Annotated in this window: 20 protein-coding genes; 8 read left to right on the top strand and 12 right to left on the bottom strand. The window is 46.0% G+C overall.

Annotated features, from left to right (window positions below; genetic code table 11):
- Window positions 1-69 precede the first annotated feature (69 nt).
- From ACYVE4_RS20905 to ACYVE4_RS20885, 5 genes are all read right to left on the bottom strand, one after another.
- Complete coding sequence (locus ACYVE4_RS20905; RefSeq protein WP_461042176.1) at window positions 70-708, bottom strand: gluconate 2-dehydrogenase subunit 3 family protein; 639 nt, start codon at window positions 706-708, stop codon at window positions 70-72.
- Window positions 709-845: 137 nt separating this feature from the next.
- Window positions 846-1910, bottom strand: a complete 1065-nt coding sequence (locus tag ACYVE4_RS20900; RefSeq protein WP_461042175.1) for a hypothetical protein — start codon at window positions 1908-1910, stop codon at window positions 846-848.
- A gap of 10 nt (window positions 1911-1920) precedes the next feature.
- Window positions 1921-3363: an MBOAT family O-acyltransferase gene (locus ACYVE4_RS20895; RefSeq protein WP_461042174.1), complete on the bottom strand. Its 1443-nt coding sequence runs from the start codon at window positions 3361-3363 to the stop codon at window positions 1921-1923.
- Between the two features lie 154 nt (window positions 3364-3517).
- The gene (locus tag ACYVE4_RS20890; protein ID WP_461042173.1) at window positions 3518-4714 is read right to left on the bottom strand and encodes a M20 metallopeptidase family protein; all 1197 of its coding nucleotides are present in this window, start codon (window positions 4712-4714) and stop codon (window positions 3518-3520) included.
- Window positions 4715-4782: 68 nt separating this feature from the next.
- Entirely contained in the window at window positions 4783-5478 is a 696-nt protein-coding gene (locus ACYVE4_RS20885) for an RDD family protein (protein WP_461042172.1), read from the bottom strand.
- A 157-nt stretch (window positions 5479-5635) separates the two neighbouring features.
- Between ACYVE4_RS20885 and ACYVE4_RS20880 the strand changes: the two genes are divergently transcribed.
- The 8 genes from ACYVE4_RS20880 to ACYVE4_RS20845 all read left to right on the top strand — a co-directional run bounded on the left by ACYVE4_RS20880 (window position 5636) and on the right by ACYVE4_RS20845 (window position 13899).
- Complete coding sequence (locus ACYVE4_RS20880) at window positions 5636-6580, top strand: stage II sporulation protein M (protein ID WP_461042171.1); 945 nt, start codon at window positions 5636-5638, stop codon at window positions 6578-6580.
- On the top strand, window positions 6577-7494 hold the full coding sequence (locus ACYVE4_RS20875) for a hypothetical protein (RefSeq protein WP_461042170.1): 918 nt from the start codon (window positions 6577-6579) through the stop codon (window positions 7492-7494). Before ACYVE4_RS20880 ends, ACYVE4_RS20875 begins: the two co-directional genes overlap by 4 nt.
- Entirely contained in the window at window positions 7478-8296 is an 819-nt protein-coding gene (locus ACYVE4_RS20870) for a DUF4129 domain-containing protein (protein ID WP_461042169.1), read from the top strand. The genes ACYVE4_RS20875 and ACYVE4_RS20870 overlap by 17 nt, the downstream gene beginning before the upstream one ends.
- A 6-nt stretch (window positions 8297-8302) precedes the next feature.
- Window positions 8303-9502, top strand: coding sequence for a DUF4350 domain-containing protein (locus tag ACYVE4_RS20865; protein WP_461042168.1), 1200 nt, complete (start codon window positions 8303-8305; stop codon window positions 9500-9502).
- Between the two features lie 100 nt (window positions 9503-9602).
- A complete protein-coding gene (locus ACYVE4_RS20860) occupies window positions 9603-10577 on the top strand; it encodes an AAA family ATPase (RefSeq protein WP_461042167.1) in 975 nt (324 codons plus the stop codon).
- 3 nt (window positions 10578-10580) lie between these two features.
- Window positions 10581-11741, top strand: a complete 1161-nt coding sequence (locus ACYVE4_RS20855; protein WP_461042166.1) for a hypothetical protein — start codon at window positions 10581-10583, stop codon at window positions 11739-11741.
- A complete protein-coding gene (locus ACYVE4_RS20850; RefSeq protein ID WP_461042165.1) occupies window positions 11738-12556 on the top strand; it encodes a tetratricopeptide repeat protein in 819 nt (272 codons plus the stop codon). The genes ACYVE4_RS20855 and ACYVE4_RS20850 overlap by 4 nt, the downstream gene beginning before the upstream one ends.
- Window positions 12553-13899, top strand: coding sequence for a DUF58 domain-containing protein (locus ACYVE4_RS20845; protein WP_461042164.1), 1347 nt, complete (start codon window positions 12553-12555; stop codon window positions 13897-13899). The genes ACYVE4_RS20850 and ACYVE4_RS20845 overlap by 4 nt, the downstream gene beginning before the upstream one ends.
- A 66-nt stretch (window positions 13900-13965) precedes the next feature.
- Here ACYVE4_RS20845 and ACYVE4_RS20840 read toward each other — a convergent pair whose 3' ends face one another.
- The 7 genes from ACYVE4_RS20840 to ACYVE4_RS20810 form a co-directional block, all read right to left on the bottom strand.
- A complete protein-coding gene (locus ACYVE4_RS20840) occupies window positions 13966-15072 on the bottom strand; it encodes an alkene reductase (RefSeq protein ID WP_461042163.1) in 1107 nt (368 codons plus the stop codon).
- Between the two features lie 102 nt (window positions 15073-15174).
- Window positions 15175-15444, bottom strand: coding sequence for an ArsR/SmtB family transcription factor (locus ACYVE4_RS20835; protein WP_461042162.1), 270 nt, complete (start codon window positions 15442-15444; stop codon window positions 15175-15177).
- A 140-nt stretch (window positions 15445-15584) separates the two neighbouring features.
- Complete coding sequence (locus ACYVE4_RS20830) at window positions 15585-17249, bottom strand: complex I subunit 4 family protein (RefSeq protein ID WP_461042161.1); 1665 nt, start codon at window positions 17247-17249, stop codon at window positions 15585-15587.
- 4 nt (window positions 17250-17253) lie between these two features.
- Entirely contained in the window at window positions 17254-19161 is a 1908-nt protein-coding gene (locus ACYVE4_RS20825; RefSeq protein ID WP_461042160.1) for an NADH-quinone oxidoreductase subunit 5 family protein, read from the bottom strand.
- A gap of 130 nt (window positions 19162-19291) precedes the next feature.
- On the bottom strand, window positions 19292-19927 hold the full coding sequence (locus ACYVE4_RS20820; RefSeq protein ID WP_461042159.1) for a 2OG-Fe(II) oxygenase: 636 nt from the start codon (window positions 19925-19927) through the stop codon (window positions 19292-19294).
- Window positions 19928-19955: 28 nt separating this feature from the next.
- Window positions 19956-20267 carry an NADH-quinone oxidoreductase subunit NuoK gene (gene nuoK / locus ACYVE4_RS20815; RefSeq protein ID WP_461042158.1) on the bottom strand — a complete coding sequence of 104 codons (312 nt, stop codon included), beginning with the start codon at window positions 20265-20267 and terminating at the stop codon, window positions 19956-19958.
- A complete protein-coding gene (locus ACYVE4_RS20810) occupies window positions 20254-20811 on the bottom strand; it encodes an NADH-quinone oxidoreductase subunit J family protein (RefSeq protein ID WP_461042157.1) in 558 nt (185 codons plus the stop codon). The genes nuoK and ACYVE4_RS20810 overlap by 14 nt, the downstream gene beginning before the upstream one ends.
- Window positions 20812-20823: the final 12 nt, after the last annotated feature.

Here is a 20823-nt window from a genome sequence, read left to right as displayed (position 1 = left end):
ATAGTTGAGTAGTTGGTCCAGCTTAGCATGAACTTTGCAACTCAATAACCTGTCAACTTTATAACTTCATTAAATAGCCCACGCTTTTTGGCCGGGTTTGAGAGGGACACAACCGTCGTAACGGCCTGGAACTGCAACATACTCAAGCGCTTGTGTACAGCCGATTTCAGACGTGAAATAGCCCGTCAGGGTCAAATCTTTCAGGATTGAATAGAACGGCGTGTAGACCTTTTTAGCGTCGGGCATTTGTAGGTCAGCCTGTGAGTTCGACACTTTAGCCACCTCTTTGCCCGCCTTCATTTTCGCTTTTTGGTCTTTATCGTCGGCTTCAAGTTTCTTGACGATCTCAATACGTTGAGCTGGGTCAAGCTGGACAAACGCTTTGCCGTAGGCATCCTGACTCCATTTGTTCGTCTGCGCCAGACCTTCAACAAACCGTTGCTGATCGTCGGGTTTATAGCAGTCTTTCAGGATAACGTCGATGATTTCGTTCACCTTAGCGGCTTTGGCTCCCGGCGTTTTAGTCGTCGGAATAATCGTATCAGCCAATTCCGCGACGGTAGCGTCCTGGTCGGCCGTAAAGAAGACGGGTTTGCCTGTCAGGGCACGCCGGGTGGCCGAGGCTTCAAGCGTATCGGCCAGCGCAGGCAACGTGATCGTTGCGCCAGCCAGCGCGGCTACCCGCATGAGGGCATCTCTTCTGTTCATAGGTTTAAAGCAATTAGACTTTCAGGTAGAACGTTTTAAGGAGTTACAAATGTATAACAATCAAGGATTGGATTGTCCTATTTGGGGATGACTTTTCGGATAATGTCCAGACTATAAGCGCTAATTCTAAACGAAAATCATCGCTGAGGTTTGGGCTTGTTTTCCCATTCAGCCACTACGGCATTGACTCGCTGGAGCCAGAAACGTTTTCCCTGATTGTTCCAGTGTCCATCGCCCAAATGATACCACTCAGGATGACGACGTAAGGTGTCAATCATAGAAATAATAGGGGCTTCTAAATGTGGATTAGCTTCGATCCGTTCGATTTGATGATTGTAAACGCCATACGTTGGATCTAGCACCGTCACTTTGTTAGGAATCATGCATATGTACACTTCATCGAAACCCATATGCAGATAGCGCTGGCGAATCTTATTCAGATTCATCACTAACTCATCAATTCGTCGATCCGTAAGATGACGAAATGAACTTAGTACGTAACTCGTATCGGCTTCAGGGGTATAAAACAAATGCTTCCTATCCTGAGAGATGGCCGCGCCCGATACCCGCCCAAACAGGCTGAGCATTAATTGTGCTTTCACCTCTTTGAACCGAATAAATAAAGGGCCGTTAAACAGAATAAATTCGAGTCGCTGGTTTATTTCCGGAGCAAAATGCGTGAATAGTTTATTTGTAGACGTCTCGGTCTTTTCTTCCTGTTTGGTGGATGTAGTAAACTGCTTTGGTTGAATCAACCCATCTTCCAGATAAATTTTTTCGTAATCGGGTGCATACAACCGTTCCTGAAGCACGCGTTCGATAAATTCAATAACCAGGATATTTTTTTTGGTTGTATCCAAAGGCGCGACAGGTGGATGCTCGTGGCCGATCCAGGCATGGACATTACGTTCACCCGCGTAGAAGGATGTGTCCATGGTGGTAAAACTGTCGCCAATTGTGTACAGATGCACATCTTTATGATGCGTTTTGGGCTTGTCAGCTTCGGTCAAATCATCCTCTGCTATAAATGACTCTTCCCGAAAGGCTCTCAGGTTCGTCATATTATATAGATCTCCGTAATTGTATTGATTGGGAATAAAGCCGTGCTGATCGAGCCAACGTTGTAGTCTGGGTGTAAGACCGACAACAAGTACTCCACCAGATAGAATGATAAAAAACCACTTTAGCACTGTACTGATCATATCGATGTGGTTAGAACTGGAAATAGATGAATTGATTGGACGTAAAGACGCCAAAGAAATAAATGGTCAATACGAACAGTGGCATCAAAATCCAGAACGCCCGATTATTCACTTGTTTGACAAAAGCTATCCAATAATTTTCTAGCAATAAACTACCGATCAGAAGAAAGCAAAAGGCGAGTTCTGCGGGCTGAAGAGCTGTCTGAATCGTTCCCATATTGCTAAAGCTTAGTGTTTTTTGCAGCACTATAAACGCGTCGCTGGTATTAAGCGCCCGGAAAAAGACCCAGGTAAACATGACCAATAAAAAGGTCAGTAATTGATTCGTATACGATCCGACCAGACTACTGCGCTGCTTGATTCCTTTAGATTCTGTTGCTAATGCCTGGGGTCGAAAACGGTTCAAGACTTGCCCTATAACCAAATAAAGTCCGTGTAAAGCCCCCCAAATGATGAATTTCCAATCGGCACCATGCCATAGACCACTTACCCCGAAAACAATCAATGTGTTGATTGCAGCGCGTGAAGCTGATACTCGGTTGCCACCTAATGGAATATAGACGTAATCCCGGAACCAGGTTGACAACGAAATATGCCAGCGACGCCAGAATTCCGAAATCGATTGCGATAAATAGGGCGTTCGGAAGTTTTCCATCATCTTAATACCCATCACTTTACCCGCTCCAATAGCAATATCCGAATAACCGGAGAAGTCGCAATAAATTTGGATGGCGTAGAAGAAAACGGCTATCAATAATGTACTACCACTAGCGGTCTGCACATTGGCATAGGCCGGATCGACCACCATAGCCAGTCGATCTGCAATAACTACTTTCTTAATCAGTCCTCCCCCCATCATCAACAATCCTGATCTAACTCGTTCCCAATCAAACGAATACGTTAGGTGTAATTGCGGTAAAATGTTCTGTGGTCGCTCGATTGGCCCCGCAACCAATTGGGGATAGAATAGAACGTAGAGCGAATAGATGCCAAAATGCCGTTCGGCAGGATAGTTTCCTCGATACACTTCAATCGTATAACTCATCGACTGAAACGTATGAAATGACAGGCCAATGGGCAATACAACACCTGGTAGTAACACCTGTAGCGGTGGGATATGATTCGGCGTGTTGGTAAGCGAGAGAAGATCTGTTAGATTGTCATTGAAGAAATTGTAGTATTTGAAGAAAGCCAGAATACCAATATTCGAAAGCAAACTGGCAATTAATAAGACTTTTCGCTTGTGTCCTGTTGTCTGTTCAATCCAGATTCCGGCAAAATAGTCGATCAGGATAACAACGAAGAGAATCAGTAAATAGACTGGAATAAACGCTGCATAGAAATAGCAACTAGCTACCAGCAAAAGTATCCATTGGGTACGCTTGGGAACTGTAAAATACAGTAGGGTAACAAAAGTGAAAAAGAAGAGAAAATGTAAGGAATTAAATAGCATATAAAGAGCGAATCAGCATCAAAATCAAAACATTGAACCTGTTTAAACTTTTATTTGAGGGCGTTTTTTGTCATTCTGACCGGTCCGCCGGTGCGGCAGGAAGAATGACAAAAAACTCAGTTGTAACATTTTCTCGAAAGTTTAAATAGCTTCATTATATAGTTTTTAACTCCTGAACAGCTAGCCAACTCATTAATCCAGCACCCGTTTCCAGCGACGCTTCATCAATATCGAACGTGGGCGTGTGAACGCCGGAAATAATGCCGCGCTCTTCGTTACGAGTGCCGAGACGATAGAAACAGGAATCGACAACTTGTGAGTAGAAGGCAAAATCTTCGCCAGCCATCCATAGATCGAGATCAACGACGTTTTCGGCACCCATGTATTCAACCGCTTGGGCGCGGGTGCGTCGGGTTAATTCGGGGTGATTTTTTAAATACGGATAGCCATGCACAATCTCAAATTCGCAGGAGCCGCCCATTGCTTCGGCAATGCCCTCAGCTAACTTCACCATCCGACGTTTGCCTTCGGCCCGCCATTCTTCATTCATGCAGCGGAACGTACCCTGAATGGTCACTTCGTTTGGAATTACATTTGTAACACCATCCGCAATAAATCGCCCAAATGATAATACGGATGGACTGGCCGGTGGCCGATTTCGGCTGATGACCTGTTGTAGCGCGACAATAATGTGAGACGCAATCAGGACTGGATCGATCAGATTGTCGGGCATGGCCGCGTGGCCACCTTTCCCTTTGACAGTCAGATACAATTCATCGGTACTGGCCATGTACATACCTTCGCGAAAACCGATTTTACCGACCGGAATATTGGGCGCTACGTGCTGTCCAAGCATACTCATCGGGGCAGGATTTTCCAGAACGCCTTCTTTAATCATCAGGGAAGCGCCACCGGGTGCTTTCTCTTCGCCGGGTTGGAAAACCAGCTTTACGGTTCCGTCGAACTGATCGCGCAAAACGTGTAAGATACGTGCTACGCCCAGTAGACTTGCCGTGTGCGCATCGTGGCCACATGCGTGCATAACGCCATCGACGGTCGATTTATAGGGAACGTCGTTTACTTCGTGAATGGGGAGAGCGTCCATGTCGGCCCGTAAGCCGATCACTTTTGGTGATGCAGAACCACTTTTTTGTCCTTCGATAATGGCTACTAAACCGGTATCAGCTACGCCTTCCTGAGGAGTTATGCCAATGGCTTTCAACTGGTCAGCCACAAAGCGGGCTGTGTTTCGTTCATGAAACGAAAGTTCAGGATGCGCGTGCAAATGCCGACGGGTCTGAACGATGTCGGCTGCGTATTGACGGGCAAGTGATTTAATGGAGTCAAGCATATTGGAAGCAATCAGGTAGCTTTCTAAGGAAATGCTACACTATGAAACATGGCGGATTGGAAGCCGCGTTATTGAGTCGTAATAAACTGGTAATCACTAATAACCGTATTCAGAAATTCGCGGTTTCCAAGGTCGCTCTGAATACCGGTTACCTCTTTTATTTTATCGGCGGTACGCTTCAGAACCTGTTCATCGGTTTGGCCAACGACGGCTCTTACAATGTTAATATCGTGATCCGATAGCAGTCGAACGTCAGGGAGTTGAACGACGTAGTTCTCGGCCATAGGTTTTATTAGTACATCTTCCAGTAAAACGGCGGGTTTGAGCCGGACAACAGTAGTACCTGCTGCAATGTCGCCCAAACGTTGGCCTTTGCCATTAGCAGCTACCGTAATAATAGGCACAAGTCCACCCAGAAAAGCTACTGATTCAATAATTCGAAAAAGCCAGCGAATTAGGTAAGCGCCTAAGCCTGGTGGCGATCCATCGAGCATCACAACGCGGATTTTCATCGCCAACTTACCGAGACTTCGACCATTGAGCCACCATTCGGAAAACAAATCATAGCCAATTACCGGAATGGCTACAAAGATAGTATAGAAGGAACCAGGGTTGAAACCAATCGAAGCAGGTAGAAAAAGTACCAGGATAAACCAGCCGAAAATGACGAGATAATCGATTAGGGCCGCTATAATCCGTTCGCCAACACTGGCTGGTTCATACTCCAGAAGAACGTTTTGAGAGGTGCGTATCGCAATAGACATGCAGAAGGGTTCAAAAGCCGTAACTCAAAAGTCGTAAGTAAGCGTGTCTCGTCAAAAACTTTTGGCAGAAAACTAATAACCAGCTTGGTCACCTTGCCGAACTTCACTAATTTAACCCTCTCTGTCGACAAATAACTGCTGACTGACGACTTGATTTATGCGCGAAGCTCTTTTCGTTAAACGTAACTCCGATAAATGGCGTGATATGGAGCAAAATCCCACTCGCGATCCGGACGAATTGACGGCTCGCTTTGTGGAATTGACCGACGATTTATCGTACGCCCGAACGTTCTATCCGAACTCAAATGTAACGCGTTACCTGAACGGATTGGCTAGCCAGATGCACCGGGGACTCATGCAGAATCGGCGCGATGATCGGAGTCGGTTCCGTACATTCTGGCTGTATGAATTGCCACTTTTGTTTCGACAATCGCATAAACTACTGGCACTTTCGGCAGGTATCTTTCTGGTAGCATGTATATTAGGTTGGCTATCAGCCGCTCACGACAATACGTTTGTCCGATTGATTTTGGGCGATTCGTACGTCAACATGACGCTGGAGAATATCAAGAAAGGCGATCCGCTGGGCGTTTACAACAGTAGGGATCAAGCGAGTATGTTTGTTCAGATTACGATGAACAACATTTTTGTCGCCTTTCGAACATTCGTGTTTGGCCTGTTCGCTTCATTCGGTACGATGGCAATGCTTTTCTACAATGGAGTCATGCTTGGCTCGTTTCAGTACTTTTTTTACGAACGCGGTCTTCTAATTGACTCGATTCTAAAAATCTGGATACACGGTACACTCGAAATTTCAGCCATTGTGATCGCCGGTTGTGCCGGTCTGACGGTAGGAAATAGCTTATTGTTTCCCGGAACCTTCTCCCGGCTGGAGTCCTTCAAACGAGGGGTGAAACAAGGACTTAAAATTGCCATCGGACTAGTGCCTATTTTTATCATGGCGGGTTTTCTGGAAAGCTTTATTACCCGATTGACGCTACCGCCGATTGTGAGTGGCAGCATTATTCTGATTTCGGCTGCCTTCATTGGCTGGTATTTTATTCTTTACCCCATTCAACTTAACCGTAACATGCAATCATGATACAGCTCTTTCAGAAACGTGATTTTGGCGATAAAATTAACGTTACCTTTCAATACATTACCCAAAACTTCCGTAGCCTGGGTTTGGCGTTGCTCTACATTGCAGGTCCAGTGGCGTTGATTGCCGGGATTGCGACGGGCATGATGCAGTCGGATATTTTCGACCTGATGAAAAACTCTGGAAAGGGAGATTATGGAACGGGAATATTCAATCCATTTACCCGAGCCGTCTTCTCGCCAGCTTTTGGCATTTCCATTTTGTTTAGTCTGCTGGCTATTCTGGCGGTTAGTCTGGCGACCTACGCTCACATGAAACTGTACGTACGTAAAGCGGCACCAACTGTTTCGGACATTCCGTCGACACCTGTTGACATAAGCGTTGCGGAAGTATGGGAAGAAATGCAACCTACCCTTGGTCGAGGTATATTGATCAGTGTATTGAGTTTTATCGTTACCTGTGTAGCATCTCTGTTTTTTGTCATTCCCGGTATTTACGTAGGCATTGTCCTATCACTCGGATTAGTGGTTACTTTATTTGAAGGAACTGATTTTGCCGAAACCTGGAACCGATGTTTTACCCTGATTCGAGACAAATGGTGGTCAACGTTGGGCGTTATTATGGTGATGAGTATTATTTCGGGGCTTGTAGGAGCCGTGTTTACCGTACCCGCAGCTATTATTAATTTTCTGACGGCCTCAAAACTGCTGCCCGATATGGATAATTTCTGGGTTGTATTGGGAAATGTTGTCAGTACCGTTGGCGGAACCATACTCCGGACACTCGTTTATGTCGGTCTCGGCTTTCAGTACACGAATTTGGTTGAGCGGCAGGAAGGTCGCGGATTACTTTCAGCCATCGATTCCATTGGTACCACACCTACTCGGCCCCGCCCATCGGATGAAGGAACGTATTGATTTACAGGTTACGCTTTACGGTTTACGCTTTCGCCTTTCACTAAGGCGTCTGGCAATTTTCTGTGTTGTTTTTTTATTTCTGCTAGTAGGAGGGCAGCAACGTGCACAGGCTCAGGAAAAACCGGCCTCAACTTCTGCCATTGTGACGCGTGATGATCGCGCACCAATTCGTGTTCGCTATCCAGAGTCAGATCATTTGAAGGATCTGCAAACCGATCACGACTATCAGTACGGTACCGATGCGCCACCGCCAGAAAACCCGATTGCGCGCTTTTTTGACTGGCTGCTTACCGAACTTTTTAAATTCTTAAATAGTAAATCATATCGAAACATCTGGCAATACGTAATCCTGGCGGCTGTTGCCGGATTGGTAATTTATTTGCTGATGAAAGCGGAAGTGCTGGGATTCCTGTTTCCGAAAAAAGCTCAATCAGGTGGGCTGGATTATGAAAACCTAGCTGAAAATATTCACGAAATCGATTTCGATGCGGCTGTAGAGGACGCGATTTTGCACCGAAACTTCCGGCTCGCCGTTCGATTGCGGTACCTGCAAACGCTCAAAATCCTTGCTGATAGCGAAAAAATTCAGTATAAACCTGACAAAACGAACTGGCAGTATGTAAACGAGTTGGTACGTTCTCCATTACAGACTGAGTTTGAAGCCCTAACACGTCAGTTTGAGTTCGTCTGGTACGGCGATTTTCCAGTTGATGAACACCGTTTCAGCACCTTGCAAAACCAGTTTCGGCAGTTTAATGGAACCGTATTGTCGAAAGCCGGAAATTATATACCTAAACCGTAGCTGACTTTGCGAAAACCGAACAAATACTTACTGATTCTGCTCGCTACCGTTACGGCTTACATGCTCGTCGAGTATTATCGGCCAAAGCCGATTGACTGGACTGCAACGTATCAGAACGACGATAAAATACCGTTTGGCACGAAGGCCTTGTTTGAGTTATGGCCCGAGGTAATGAATCAATCGGAAATCAAAACGATACGGCTACCGATTTATAATTTTCTGAGCGAAACGAAATTAACGTCGCCCAGCAATTACGTATTCATCTGTCGGGAATTCCATGCAGATAGCATTGAGCAAAAACGACTTTTCGACTACGTCAAACGTGGGAATACGGTGTTCATTTCGGCCTACGATATTCCAGAATCGTTTGGAAAGGAATTAGGCTTCAAGGCTGATGTAAAAGAGTCGGATCAGGCTGATACAACCTTAATCCAGAATTTCACCAATCCGCAACTGAAAAAAGCGGCTGGCTACAATTTCTTCCACGACGATGGCCGGAATTTCCTGGATATTAAGCAACCGAAACAAATAACCGTACTCGGTCGGAATGCTCGAAAAGAACCTGTATTTGTTCGGATTCAATATGGGAAGGGTACTTTTTTTATCCAGAATTTGCCCCTTGCACTTACCAATTATTACGTGTTGGATACCAAAACCTCGGACTACGCATTCAAAGCCCTCTCGTATTTACCCGCTCAATTTACCTATTGGGATGAGTACCAGAAACAAGGGCGATTTGATGAAGATCAACAGTCGATTTTCCGGTACATTCGTTCGCAACCCGCGTTGAACTGGGCGTATTATCTGGTTGTCTTTGGCCTGCTTTTTTATGCCATATTTGCCGGAAAACGTACCCAGCGAATTATCCCTGTTGTTGAACCTCCAAAAAATACGTCGCTGGACTTTGTCGAGACGGTTGGGCGAATGTATTTTCAGCAGGGTGATCATGATAATCTGGCGCGCAAGAAAATTCAGTATTTCCTGGCCGATCTTCGCGAACGATATGGCTTAAATACAACGGTTTTAGACAAAGAATTTACCGATACCTTAGCCCGAAAAAGTGGTGTGCCGCTTGTCGAAACATCGGAGTTGGTACTCCTTCTGCGTAATGCGCAAAAGAGTATTTCCCTGTCGGAATATGATTTGCTAACGCTGAATCGGGCAATGGAAAAATTTAAACAAATCTCCGAACCGGGATTTAGCTGATTGATGGAGTAAACAGCTTTTGTTTTTCGCTTCGAAGAAGCACTATCAAGCAAAATCCGTTTACTCCATCAATCAGCTAAATCCCGGTTCAGAAACATATATGGAAAATTTTGAAACGCGTTTAGACCTTACTCCACTGAAAGCGGCTGTCGATGCCATTCGGGCCGAAGTCGGTAAGGTGATCGTTGGCCAACACCAAACGGTCGATTTATTACTGACAGCTCTGCTTGCCGATGGCCATGTGCTTATTGAGGGCGTACCGGGAGTTGCCAAAACACTGACGGCTAAACTATTGGCGAAAACCATGTCAGTAGGCTTTAGTCGCATTCAATTTACACCTGATTTAATGCCATCCGATGTATTAGGCACGTCGGTTTTTATGCCAAAAGCGGGCGATTTTATGTTTCGCCAAGGGCCTATTTTCTCTAATCTGGTACTGATCGATGAGATTAACCGGGCTCCTGCTAAAACACAGGCTGCTTTGTTTGAGGTCATGGAAGAGCGGCAAGTTACGAATGATGGGATAACTTACACGCTGGCTGAGCCCTTTATGGTGCTGGCCACGCAAAACCCTATTGAGCAGGAAGGGACGTATCGGTTGCCTGAAGCTCAATTAGACCGGTTCCTTTTTAAGATCGTTGTTGGGTATCCGGCCGTTACTGAAGAGGTGAATATTCTTCGTGGTCATCACGAGCGCCGAAACCTGAATGATGCGCTCGAAGCTGTTAGCGCTGTACTTGCCCGCGAAGAGCTATCAGCTCTTCGCGGGCAAGTACATAATGTGCATGTAGAGGATAAACTCTTCGATTACATCGCTCAGATTGTGCAGTCGACTCGGGCTAATAAATCGCTATATCTTGGCGCATCGCCCCGAGCATCGGTTGCCTTACTGAATAGTGCAAAAGCCCTGGCAACGCTTCGCGGTCGCGATTTTATCACGCCTGAAGATGTCCGGGAATTAGCGGCCCCCGTCTTACGTCACCGTATTTTATTAACTCCCGAACGCGAAATGGAAGGCGGAACTGCCGATGAAGTGATCGCTCAATTGGTTCAAAAGATTGAAGTGCCGAGATAAGAAATGGATAGGGGAGGATCAGTAAGGAGTAAAGAGGAATACGTTGACTGGCGATTTCGCTTAGGTCATATTCGCTTTGGCCGGACTGCCAGATTCATCAGCTGTGTATATGGCCTTCTTAGCTTTTTCTCATTTACACTAGCTCAGGTACCAACGCGCGATCAATTGATCGGCACCTGGATCGGGGTACATTCAGAATGGGATCTTGACTTCGTTTGTCCCTTACCAACATACATTCAGTTAGATGCCGATAGTACGTATCATTTAGGATTGGTCGATGGATCGGCAACGGAGAAAATCTCTACCTGGGCGATCCACGGAGACGCGATGCGGTTGGATACCATTCATTTTGCTCCCAGGCTGGTTACGTTACAGCAAGATTTGCTCAGAATCGGAACAAACTATCCGATGGTTTTTCGCCGGTTTGCGGATATGCCGATTGATTCGGCAAAAGCTTATCAGCAACTCAGGGGTCGCGTTTGGCAAACCGATAGCCTGACAATCTATCTCTACGGTAATGGAAAAGTAGCGTTAGAAAATCGTACAACGGGTCAACGAACGGCTCATTTCTGGCAATTGACCAAGTTTGGAAAATCTGTTTTTCTAGTTATTCGTGGCAATCAATTTAATCGGAATAGTGGCTATAAACCGCTCTGGCAATTGAGCAGTCTATCCGCTAGTGGCCTAAAGGCAGTTGGTTGGGCGGGCCGAGCGGTGGCTACGGAAAATTTCCGATTCGTCAGAAAATTAACTCCGGGGGATTCGTGTCGGCCAAGTGGTTTTCAGACGTGCGACAACTGTTTTCGGCAGATGTGGTATGGTAATCCGCTATCGTATGGGCAAGAACGGTACGATTTGATTCAACTCTTTGCAAAACAGTATCAACCGATTCACTTGCCAGGAGCAACGGGTTTGGTGCGTATTCAGTTTGTGGTGAATTGTGAAGGAGAAAAAGGATTATTTGACCTGAGGGCTTTTGGAGAAGATTATTGTGCAAAAACATTTGATGCTCGAATCACCAGTCAGCTAATGTCGATTTGCCGTGAACAGGTTGCCACAGATCCATCACTGCGCCAAACGGATCGTAGCGATTGGCGTCACGATCTTTTCGTTTCTATTACATTTCGGTTTAAAGATGGTCGCATAACGGAAATACTGCCATGAAACGATTGATCATTTTGTGGATTTTGCTGCCAGTGGCAAGCCTGGCTCAAGATGGAGAGCGTTTTCTGAATGCTACGTCATCAATGCTGGCTACGAATAGATCAGTGCGAAAGCAATTCTTTTTTGCAGAAAAGCGTGAAAAATCTCGTTTCGATACGATGTCGACGAATGCGCCTAATTTTCGCTCCCGTTACCTAAATTTTGTGTGGGAGAATGATTATGAATCGGCTGTTTTATGGATGGAAAAAACGGCTACGCTTTACCCAAAAGAGCATGGAATGGTTGGTGAAATCTATCTCAATCACCTTCACGATTATTCTCGTGCCATCACTCATTTTGATGCATACGATGCCCTTACCCCAAAATTCGACGATATAATTGGCTATAATCCTGTTAGTTATATGCGTGGACTGGCCTATCGAGGTTTGGGCAATCATGAAAAGGCTCTTGAGCAGTTCTCGAAAGCCATTGATTCGCTGATCAATAAACACGGAACAGAATGGGTCAATTATAAACACTTTATAAGTCGTGCTGTCAGTTATATAGCTACCAAACAGCCAGAAAAAGCTCTGGCCGATCTGGACAAAGCCCTTAAAAATTATTCGCGTAGCGCACTTGCTTACTATCATCGTGGACGTGCTTTAGTGCAGCTCAATCGAATGGAAGAAGCACAGACGGCGTTTCAGGATGCCTCCTTTTTTTGCAAAGCTCTGCGTGCTGAGCGAAAAGGCAATTACCAGGAAGATGATTTCAATCCGATGTACGAGTCTGAAATTGACGAGGCTCTCACTAATTTAAAAAACGTAAATCGTTGACCTCTATCCGCGCTTTATTCATTGCCAATCGCCTTTGGTTCAGCTTAATAGCAATTGTGCTGCTGTTTGTTGGGGCTTATGCATTTCCAATCTTGTTCCCCTTGATGCAGGTCATATTGGCAGTTTTTATAGTCCTGATCATTCTGGATGGTTGGGCTCTGTTCCGACCAAAAAATGCTTTTTTTGCCCGACGCGAATTACCTGAACGACTATCGAATGGCGACGATAACCCACTAACCATTTACCTCGAAAACCGCTATTCATTTCGAACTGATGTGGAAGTAATAGATGAAATTCCGTTTCAGTTTCAGCGACGTAATGTACTTTTTCAAGCCCAGCTAAAACCGCGTGAAACCCAGGCTATTCGGTATGAACTTCGTCCGACACGCCGGGGCGAATACAGCTTCGGGGCCGTGAATGTGTTTGTGAAATCACCGATGGGTTTGCTGAAACGGCGATTCCAATTTGAGCAAGGTAAAATGGTGGCTGTTTACCCGTCGTTCCTGCAGATGCGTCAATACGAACTTCTGGCCGCTACGAATCGACTGAATGAGATTGGTGTCAAGCGCATTCGTCGTATCGGGCATAGTATGGAATTCGAGCAGGTTCGTCCGTATACAACCGGCGACGATGTTCGAACAATCAACTGGAAAGCCACATCTCGTCGGAGCGACCCGCAGGGAACAACGCTGATGATCAATTCCTTTCAGGATGAACGTTCGCAACCTGTGTATTGCCTGATTGATAAAGGGCGTGTTATGCAATCGCCGTTTGAAGGACTTACGTTGCTTGATTATGCCATTAATGCTAGTCTGGTTTTGAGCAATATTGCGCTGATGAAACAAGACCGCGCAGGCATCCTGACGTTTTCAGATCACATTGGCCAACTGCTTCCCGCTGATCGTCGTACAGGGCAAATGTTGAAAATTCTGGAATTGCTCTACCGGCAGAAAACGCGCTTTTTGGAAACGGATTATGAGAATCTGTATGCCAGCGTCCGGACGCATATTCGACAGCGGAGTTTACTGCTGCTATTCACCAATTTCGAAACGGTCAGTGGTATGCAGCGCCAATTACCTTATCTACGCCGTCTAGCTAAAGATCATCTATTACTGATTATTTTCTTCGAGAATACAGAATTGACCAGCCTGCTACACCAAACAGCGACAGATACTGAGGATATTTATCAGAAAACCATTGGCGAAAAATTCGCTTACGAAAAAAAGCAAATCGTGAAAGAATTAGGACAATATGGAATCCAGACTATTCTGACAGCTCCTCAAAATCTAACCGCTAATACGGTGAATAAATATCTGGAACTGAAAGCACGCGGTATGATCTGATACCAGCTAATTTTTATCATTCCTATCGGGATGCGTAGTCGATAGGAATGATAAAAAACAGAATGTCTATACCTGTACTTCGGTTAATGCAGGATAATCGATATAACCCTGTTCAAAACCTTTGGGACCGGGAGCGTAGAGCAAAGCTGGATCAAGTTGGGCTAATTCAGCGCCTGTTTCGAACCGTTCGACAAGGTCAGGGTTGGCAATGAAGGGGCGTCCAAAAGCAATCAGATTGGCTTTGCCACTAACCAGATCAGCCTCCGCCCGTTCTGGGTTGTAGCTACCACATAAAATCAACGTGCCTTTGAAATGTTCGCGGACAGCCTCAACAGTAGCGGCTGGAACAGGAGGAGCACCTAGTCCAGAGTGATCGACCAGGTGCAGGTAAGCAATTCCAAGTTGATTAAGCTGGCTGGTCAGGTAAACATACAGATCGTGCGTATCCTCGGCATGCGGAGCCAAATCCCCTGCTACACCAAAAGGCGATAGACGGATTCCGATTTTATCGGCTCCAATAGCCGCAATCGCGCCAGTGACTATTTCGAGTACGAAACGGGCTCGATTTTCAACCGGTCCGCCGTATTCATCCGTACGCTGATTACTACGGGCACTCAGGAATTGTTCAATCAGGTAGCCATTGGCACCGTGCAGTTCGATCCCATCGAAACCGGCTGCAATGGCATTTTTAGCCGCCTGAACAAATTCCTGAATGGAAGTTTCAATGTCGGTTTTGGTCATTTCCCGGGGAGCAACGTGATCCTGCATTCCATCTGAATCCGTCCAGATATTACCAGCCGCAGCTACAGATGACGGGGCCACAATTTCAGCTCCGGTGGGCAAATTCGCACTATGAGCAATACGGCCCGTATGCATGAGTTGAACAAAAACCTTACTTCCTTTTTCATGTATAGCTGAAGTAACTTTCTGCCAACCTTCAATTTGTTCAGCACTGTAAATACCAGGAATTCGGGCATAACCCAACCCATTGGGCGATGGCGATGTTCCTTCTGTAATAATCAATCCGGCTGTTGCTCGTTGCGCATAATACTCAGCCATCATGTCGTTCGGTATGTTACCCAGCGCACGACTGCGGGTCATTGGTGCCATTACAATGTGGTTGGCTAACGTAAGCGCACCGAGAGTCGCTTCCGAAAATAGTTTCTGTGCCATTATATAAATTCGTTAAGGTGATAAACAAAGCGCAGGCCAGCGTTACATTTCTCATCACAACGAATCCATATATTTAAAAGTTTGGATGGATTTGGGAAATTTTCAAGCCAATCCATCCAGGAAGGACGTTAATTGTCGGATAGCTTCTTTGTTTATGCTCAGGTGTACATTACGCCCTTCTTTTGAGGTTGTCACTAAACCGCTCTCTGTCAGAAGCTTAATATGGTGAGAGACACAAGGTTGTGATAAGCCGACCAATTCAATCACCTCGGTGTTGGTGAGGGTTTCTTTTTTCGTTAACTCTATGAGGATCGAGAGCCGTGATTTGTCGGCCATAGCCCCGGTTGCTTTTTCGATGAATTTGCAATCCATGATTTCCTGAAGCTTTCAGCTATTCAAAGAATGTGCTTATCAATGGTAGTTTGTAAAACTAACAAAATTTATACGGCAATCGTGCAAAGGGCTCTTAGCTGATCGTATAACGGTGGAGGTTACCAATAGACGCTTTAACGCTATTCTCCCGTAAATTTAGTTAACCATTCCGCAACGGTTGTATTGCTGATAGCAAAGAGAAGGTTTGGGAATAGACCCAGCAGTAACGTCATGATGCCCAGCGGAATCAGCAGGAGTTTTTCACGAGTGGTCAGATCAGTAAGATCGGATGCGTTTTCATGACGAGTCCAATACGGGCCAAAAAACATCCGTTGCAGTGTCCAGAGGAAATAGGCAGCCGCCAGCAAAATACCCGTAGTGGCAACGGCGGTAAGCCAGCCGGGTAGCCATTTTGATTGAAAGCTCCCCATGAGCGTAAATAACTCACCTACAAAGCCTGAAAAACCCGGCAAACCCAGCGACGCAAAAAACGCAATAGCCGTTACAAGTGTATAGCGTGGCATTGGTTGCATCAATCCCCGATACGACTCAATCCGTCGGTCGTGCGTGCGGTCATAAAGTACCCCAACGATCAAGAATAACATCGCAGACAAAACCCCATGGCTAACCATTTGATAGATGGCCCCATTAATGCCTTCAGCCGTAAGCGAAGCTATACCTACTAATACAAAACCCATGTGGGATACCGACGAGTAGGCAATCATTTTTTTGAGATCGCTCTGCGCCAGTGCGTTTAATCCGCCATATACGATGGATAATACGCCTAGAACAGCCAATAGTTGAGCGTAGTGGACTGCGCCATCCGGGAAGAAATTCCAGGCTACCCGTAAAAAACCGTAACCGCCGATCTTCAGTAAAATACCAGCCAGTACAACCGATACTGGCGTCGGCGCTTCTACGTGCGCATCGGGTAACCACGTATGTACAGGTACAATCGGTAGTTTGATGGCAAACCCGGTAAAGACAACCCAGAATGCTAATGAACGCGCAGGAAGCCCCCAAAGGACAGGTTCGGTAGATGGATTCAGGAAAGCAGTGGGCAAATAATTGTTTCCGTCTGTCAGATAGCGCATATCGAACGTATGCACAATTTGGCTCGAATCGAGTTGTCCATTTTGCAGGGCGGACTGAACGGTTCGGATGACTTCATCGGTAATGCCCGAAGGATCAGCAATAAGGCCTGCCATAATTGCCGTACTGACGGGATCCATTACGGACAGATACAGACCAATCATCACCAGCAAAATCAATAATGATCCAAGTAAGGTATAGAGGAAAAATTTGATCGACGCATACTCCCGACGGGGTCCACCCCATAAACCAATCAGGAAGTACATCGGTAATAACATGAACTCGAAAAACAGGAAAAAGAGAAAGAAATCGAGGGCAACGAAGCAGCCCATGATCGTTCCCGTCAGCAAGAGATAGAGGGAATAATAGGCTCTAAGCCGGTGTGTCATGTTCCAGGATGAGACTACCCCAACGAACATAACTATGGCCGATAGTATTACCAATGGTAAGCTAATGCCATCGACACCCACCAGGTAATCTATGGATGCAATTCCCAAATTCCCTAACGAAAGAGTAATCCAGTCGGCCTGTTCGAGTAATTGATACCCCGCAACGCTTTTATCGAAAGTCAGGTAGGCTACTATTGATAACATTACCTCGGCCAAGGTAATCATAAAGGCAATCCAGCGAAATTGAATCACCTGGCTATCTGGTAGTAAGGCTATTACCATTGAGCCAAGTATAGGAAGAAAAATAAGTAACGAAAGAATCATAAGATTAAAGCAACCACCAAAGTACGACCAGCAAACCAACCACGGCTACTGTAATATAAGATTGTACTCGGCCGGTCTGAATTGAGCGTGTTACTTGACCTAACTGACTTGCTACCCAAGCCACTCCATTAACAATTCCATCAATACCCAGGCGGTCTAGTATTCGTACTAGCTGAGCCAGAACAACCGTAGAAACTCCCACGCCATTGACAAATCCATCCACAAAACGCTGATCTGCCCGGTTGAGAAAATTGGCGAATTTAAGGGTTGGATTGATCGCGAAATACTGGTATATACTATCGAGAAAACCGTACTCCTGCGAAAGTCGCACAATGGCTAAGTTCGGATGCGGTTCAGCCATTCGAAAGCCAATCCAGCCACCAAGAGCAACCAGTCCTACAGAAACGGGAGCCAGCCACCACCACAAAACTTCTGCATTCATCGGTAATAGCCTAAAAAACCAGCTTTCATGCGCTGAAATCGGATTGAGCGAAAACCATATACCGACTGATAAAATGGCCAACAAAGCAACAGGGGCCCGCATGAGCCAATCAGGTTCGTGCGCCTGTGTTAGTGGAATATCAATATTCCGATACACGCCAAAAAAAATAAGCCGCCACTGCCGAGCCATATACAGCGCCGTAAGTCCTGATGATAGCAGTAATAAGATCGGGACCATATAGGCGAGTGGGCTTAACTGGACTTCGGCCCACCCGAATGCGTTACCTAGTATCACTTCCTTCGACAAAAAACCCGACAGAACCGGCACACCTGCCAACGAAGCCGCACAAATGGTGTAGCCCCAGAAAGTGACTGGTAATGCTTTTCGTAGGCCGCCCATTTGGTGCATATTCTGCGTATGAACCGCGTGAATAATGGCTCCTGCGCTTAAGAACAAGCCTGCTTTGAAAAAAGCATGTGTCAGCAAATGGAACATGGCCCCACTCACATTGCCAGTTCCCATGGCAGCTACCATCAAGCCCAGTTGAGAAACGGTTGAAAAAGCCAGCACTTTCTTAATGTCCGTTTGAAAGAGAGCCGAATAGCCACCCCAAACCGTCGTAATCGTTCCAACTAAGGCAACTACAATCAGCGCATCGGGCGATAATAAAGGATGAATTCGTGCCAATAGAAAAATGCCAGCTGCCACCATCGTAGCCGCATGCAGCAAAGCCGAAACCGGCGTAGGCCCTTCCATCGCATCGGGTAACCAGCTCAGTAGTGGAAACTGAGCCGACTTGCCCACGCAACCCATAAACAGGCAAAGACCCAAAGCAGTTGGGGCAATAACCCCCGCGTTGTTTGCTGCTAGCGTAGAGAAATCCAGGGTACCGAAATAATAATACGTCAGGAAAATACCAATTAGGAAACCAATATCGCCCACTCTATTCATCAAAAATGCTTTTTTCGCGGCCTTTGATGCGGCTGGTCGTTCGGTGTAAAAACCGATTAGCAGATAAGAGGCCAAGCCAACCAGTTCCCAAAAAGCATACATTACCAGTAGATTTCCTGCCAGGACAATGCCTAACATAGACCCTACAAACAATTCCAGATAAGCGAAATAACGGCGTAGTTTTGGCTCATCGTGGAGATACGAAACCGAATAAATCTGGACAAGTAAGGCTACAAAATGCACAATGACCAACATAAGTGCCGCCAGATTATCGACCCGCAGACTGAATGCAAAGAAGTGGTTTGCCAACCTAGCCCACACGGCCTGAAAGGCCACGGGCTGTTCAGGTAAGGATAAAGCCAGGATGACTGACAAAATCAGTCCCAGGCCCGTTAGCCCAATAGCCCACGCCGATGCTCCTTTCCGGCTGACGCCTGTCATTGCCAGAAAACCCACAAAGGGTAATCCCAACAAGGTAGCAGTGATGGGGATAAGTAGGTGGGAAATATCGACGGGCATCCGTAGTCGGTCAGAATTGGCCGCAAATATCCCGATTATCCACTGGGGATGCAAACCTTCTCAGGACATCTATACCCGACGGAGCTAAAATCAATTAATCTTTCTTTAATGATACCCAGTTAATGGGTGACTAGCCCGTTTTTAGCCAGCCTGTTATACTCAAACGTTCACGGGTAGCGGGCAATACTTCATGCTCTAATCGACCACTTTCAAAACATACTAATCGTCCTCCTAGTGGGTTAACCAGAACTTGCTTTTCAGTTTTATTATCCGCATCAGGAAGATAAATTGCTAATTGTCCGCCGTCAGTTTCCTGCCAATCCGTATTGAGGTAGCAAATGACTGAAAGTTTCCGACGCGAATCGCTGCGGAATTGGTCCAGGTGCCGTTTGTAGAAAGTGCCAACTGGATAAAGTGCATAATGAAATTCGTATTCACGTAAACCTAAATAACAGGTCTGGTTTATGTACTGAACGAACTCACCAATTCGGCGCAGAAAAGCAACCTCATCGGCTATCGCAGACGCTTCGTCTAACCATAAAATCTCATCACCTCGAATTGTATTCTCAACAACGATCTGCTGGTTACCAATCCCTGCTGACCGAAATTGCCCAGCTTCCCGACGTTTGTGCAGTCGATTTGCTAACGCAGTTAGTTCGTCAGTGGACAAGAACTGATCAACAACACCGTATCCATCTGTCAGAATGCCCTCAATAATCGGTTCAAAGAGCAATTCGGGAGAGAATAGACCGTCTGACGTATTCATAGATTCAAGTAGAGTAGGCTTACCAGGACTATTGTTTTAATTCGGTTAATTCGTCTAATTGTGCGGTTCGGAAATGGCGATATACCTGCAATACAATCGCTAATGCCACAGCTGATTCTGCCGCAGCGACAACCATCACAAAAAGTGCTAGCATCTGCCCCTGTAAACGATCAGGATCATATTGGCTGAAGGCAACTAAGTTAATATTGACCGCATTCAGCATCAATTCAATTCCCATCAACACGACAATGGCATGTCGCTTGAGTATAACAACCGCCAGCCCAATGCTAAACAAAGCGGCTCCAACCAGTAAAAATAAATGACTATCAACGGGCTGCATTTCGAAACGATTTAGCGAGTGGAGAAGCTAAATAAGTGGCGCCAACCAGTGCTGCCAGCAACAAAATTCCAGCGATTTCAAACGGAACCACATATTCTGTCATGAGTTGTTTCCCAATCGTGTTCACTGTACTCTGCCAGCCAACAGGCTGATCCAGCAAGGCAAAATTTGCCCGCATCAACAAAGTAAATAATGCGACGAATAAACTCCCCGTCACGAAGATGCCAATCAGCCATCCCCAAACACCTCTCGAACGATTCAAGGAGGCAATACGATTAGGGTACTGGCTATTTGCCTCCGCTGGCAAACCTGTCTTATGGGTAAGCATCACGCCAAAAATTACCAATACCAAGACTCCGCCCACATAAATCATGATCTGAGCAATGGCCAAGAAATCGGCGCTGGCTAACACGAACAGGCCGGCTACGCCTAAGAGTGTCAACAGGAGGAAGAAAGCGGCATATAGCACATTTCTGGTAAATAAAACGGCCAATGCGCCAATAAGGCTGAGGGCAGCAAACGCGTAAAAAGCAAGTTGGATCACGGCGATAGCTGT

Source organism: Spirosoma harenae, assembly GCF_054776975.1.
Note: the sequence above shows the minus strand (reverse complement) of the source record. Positions and strands in the feature narration are given on the sequence as shown.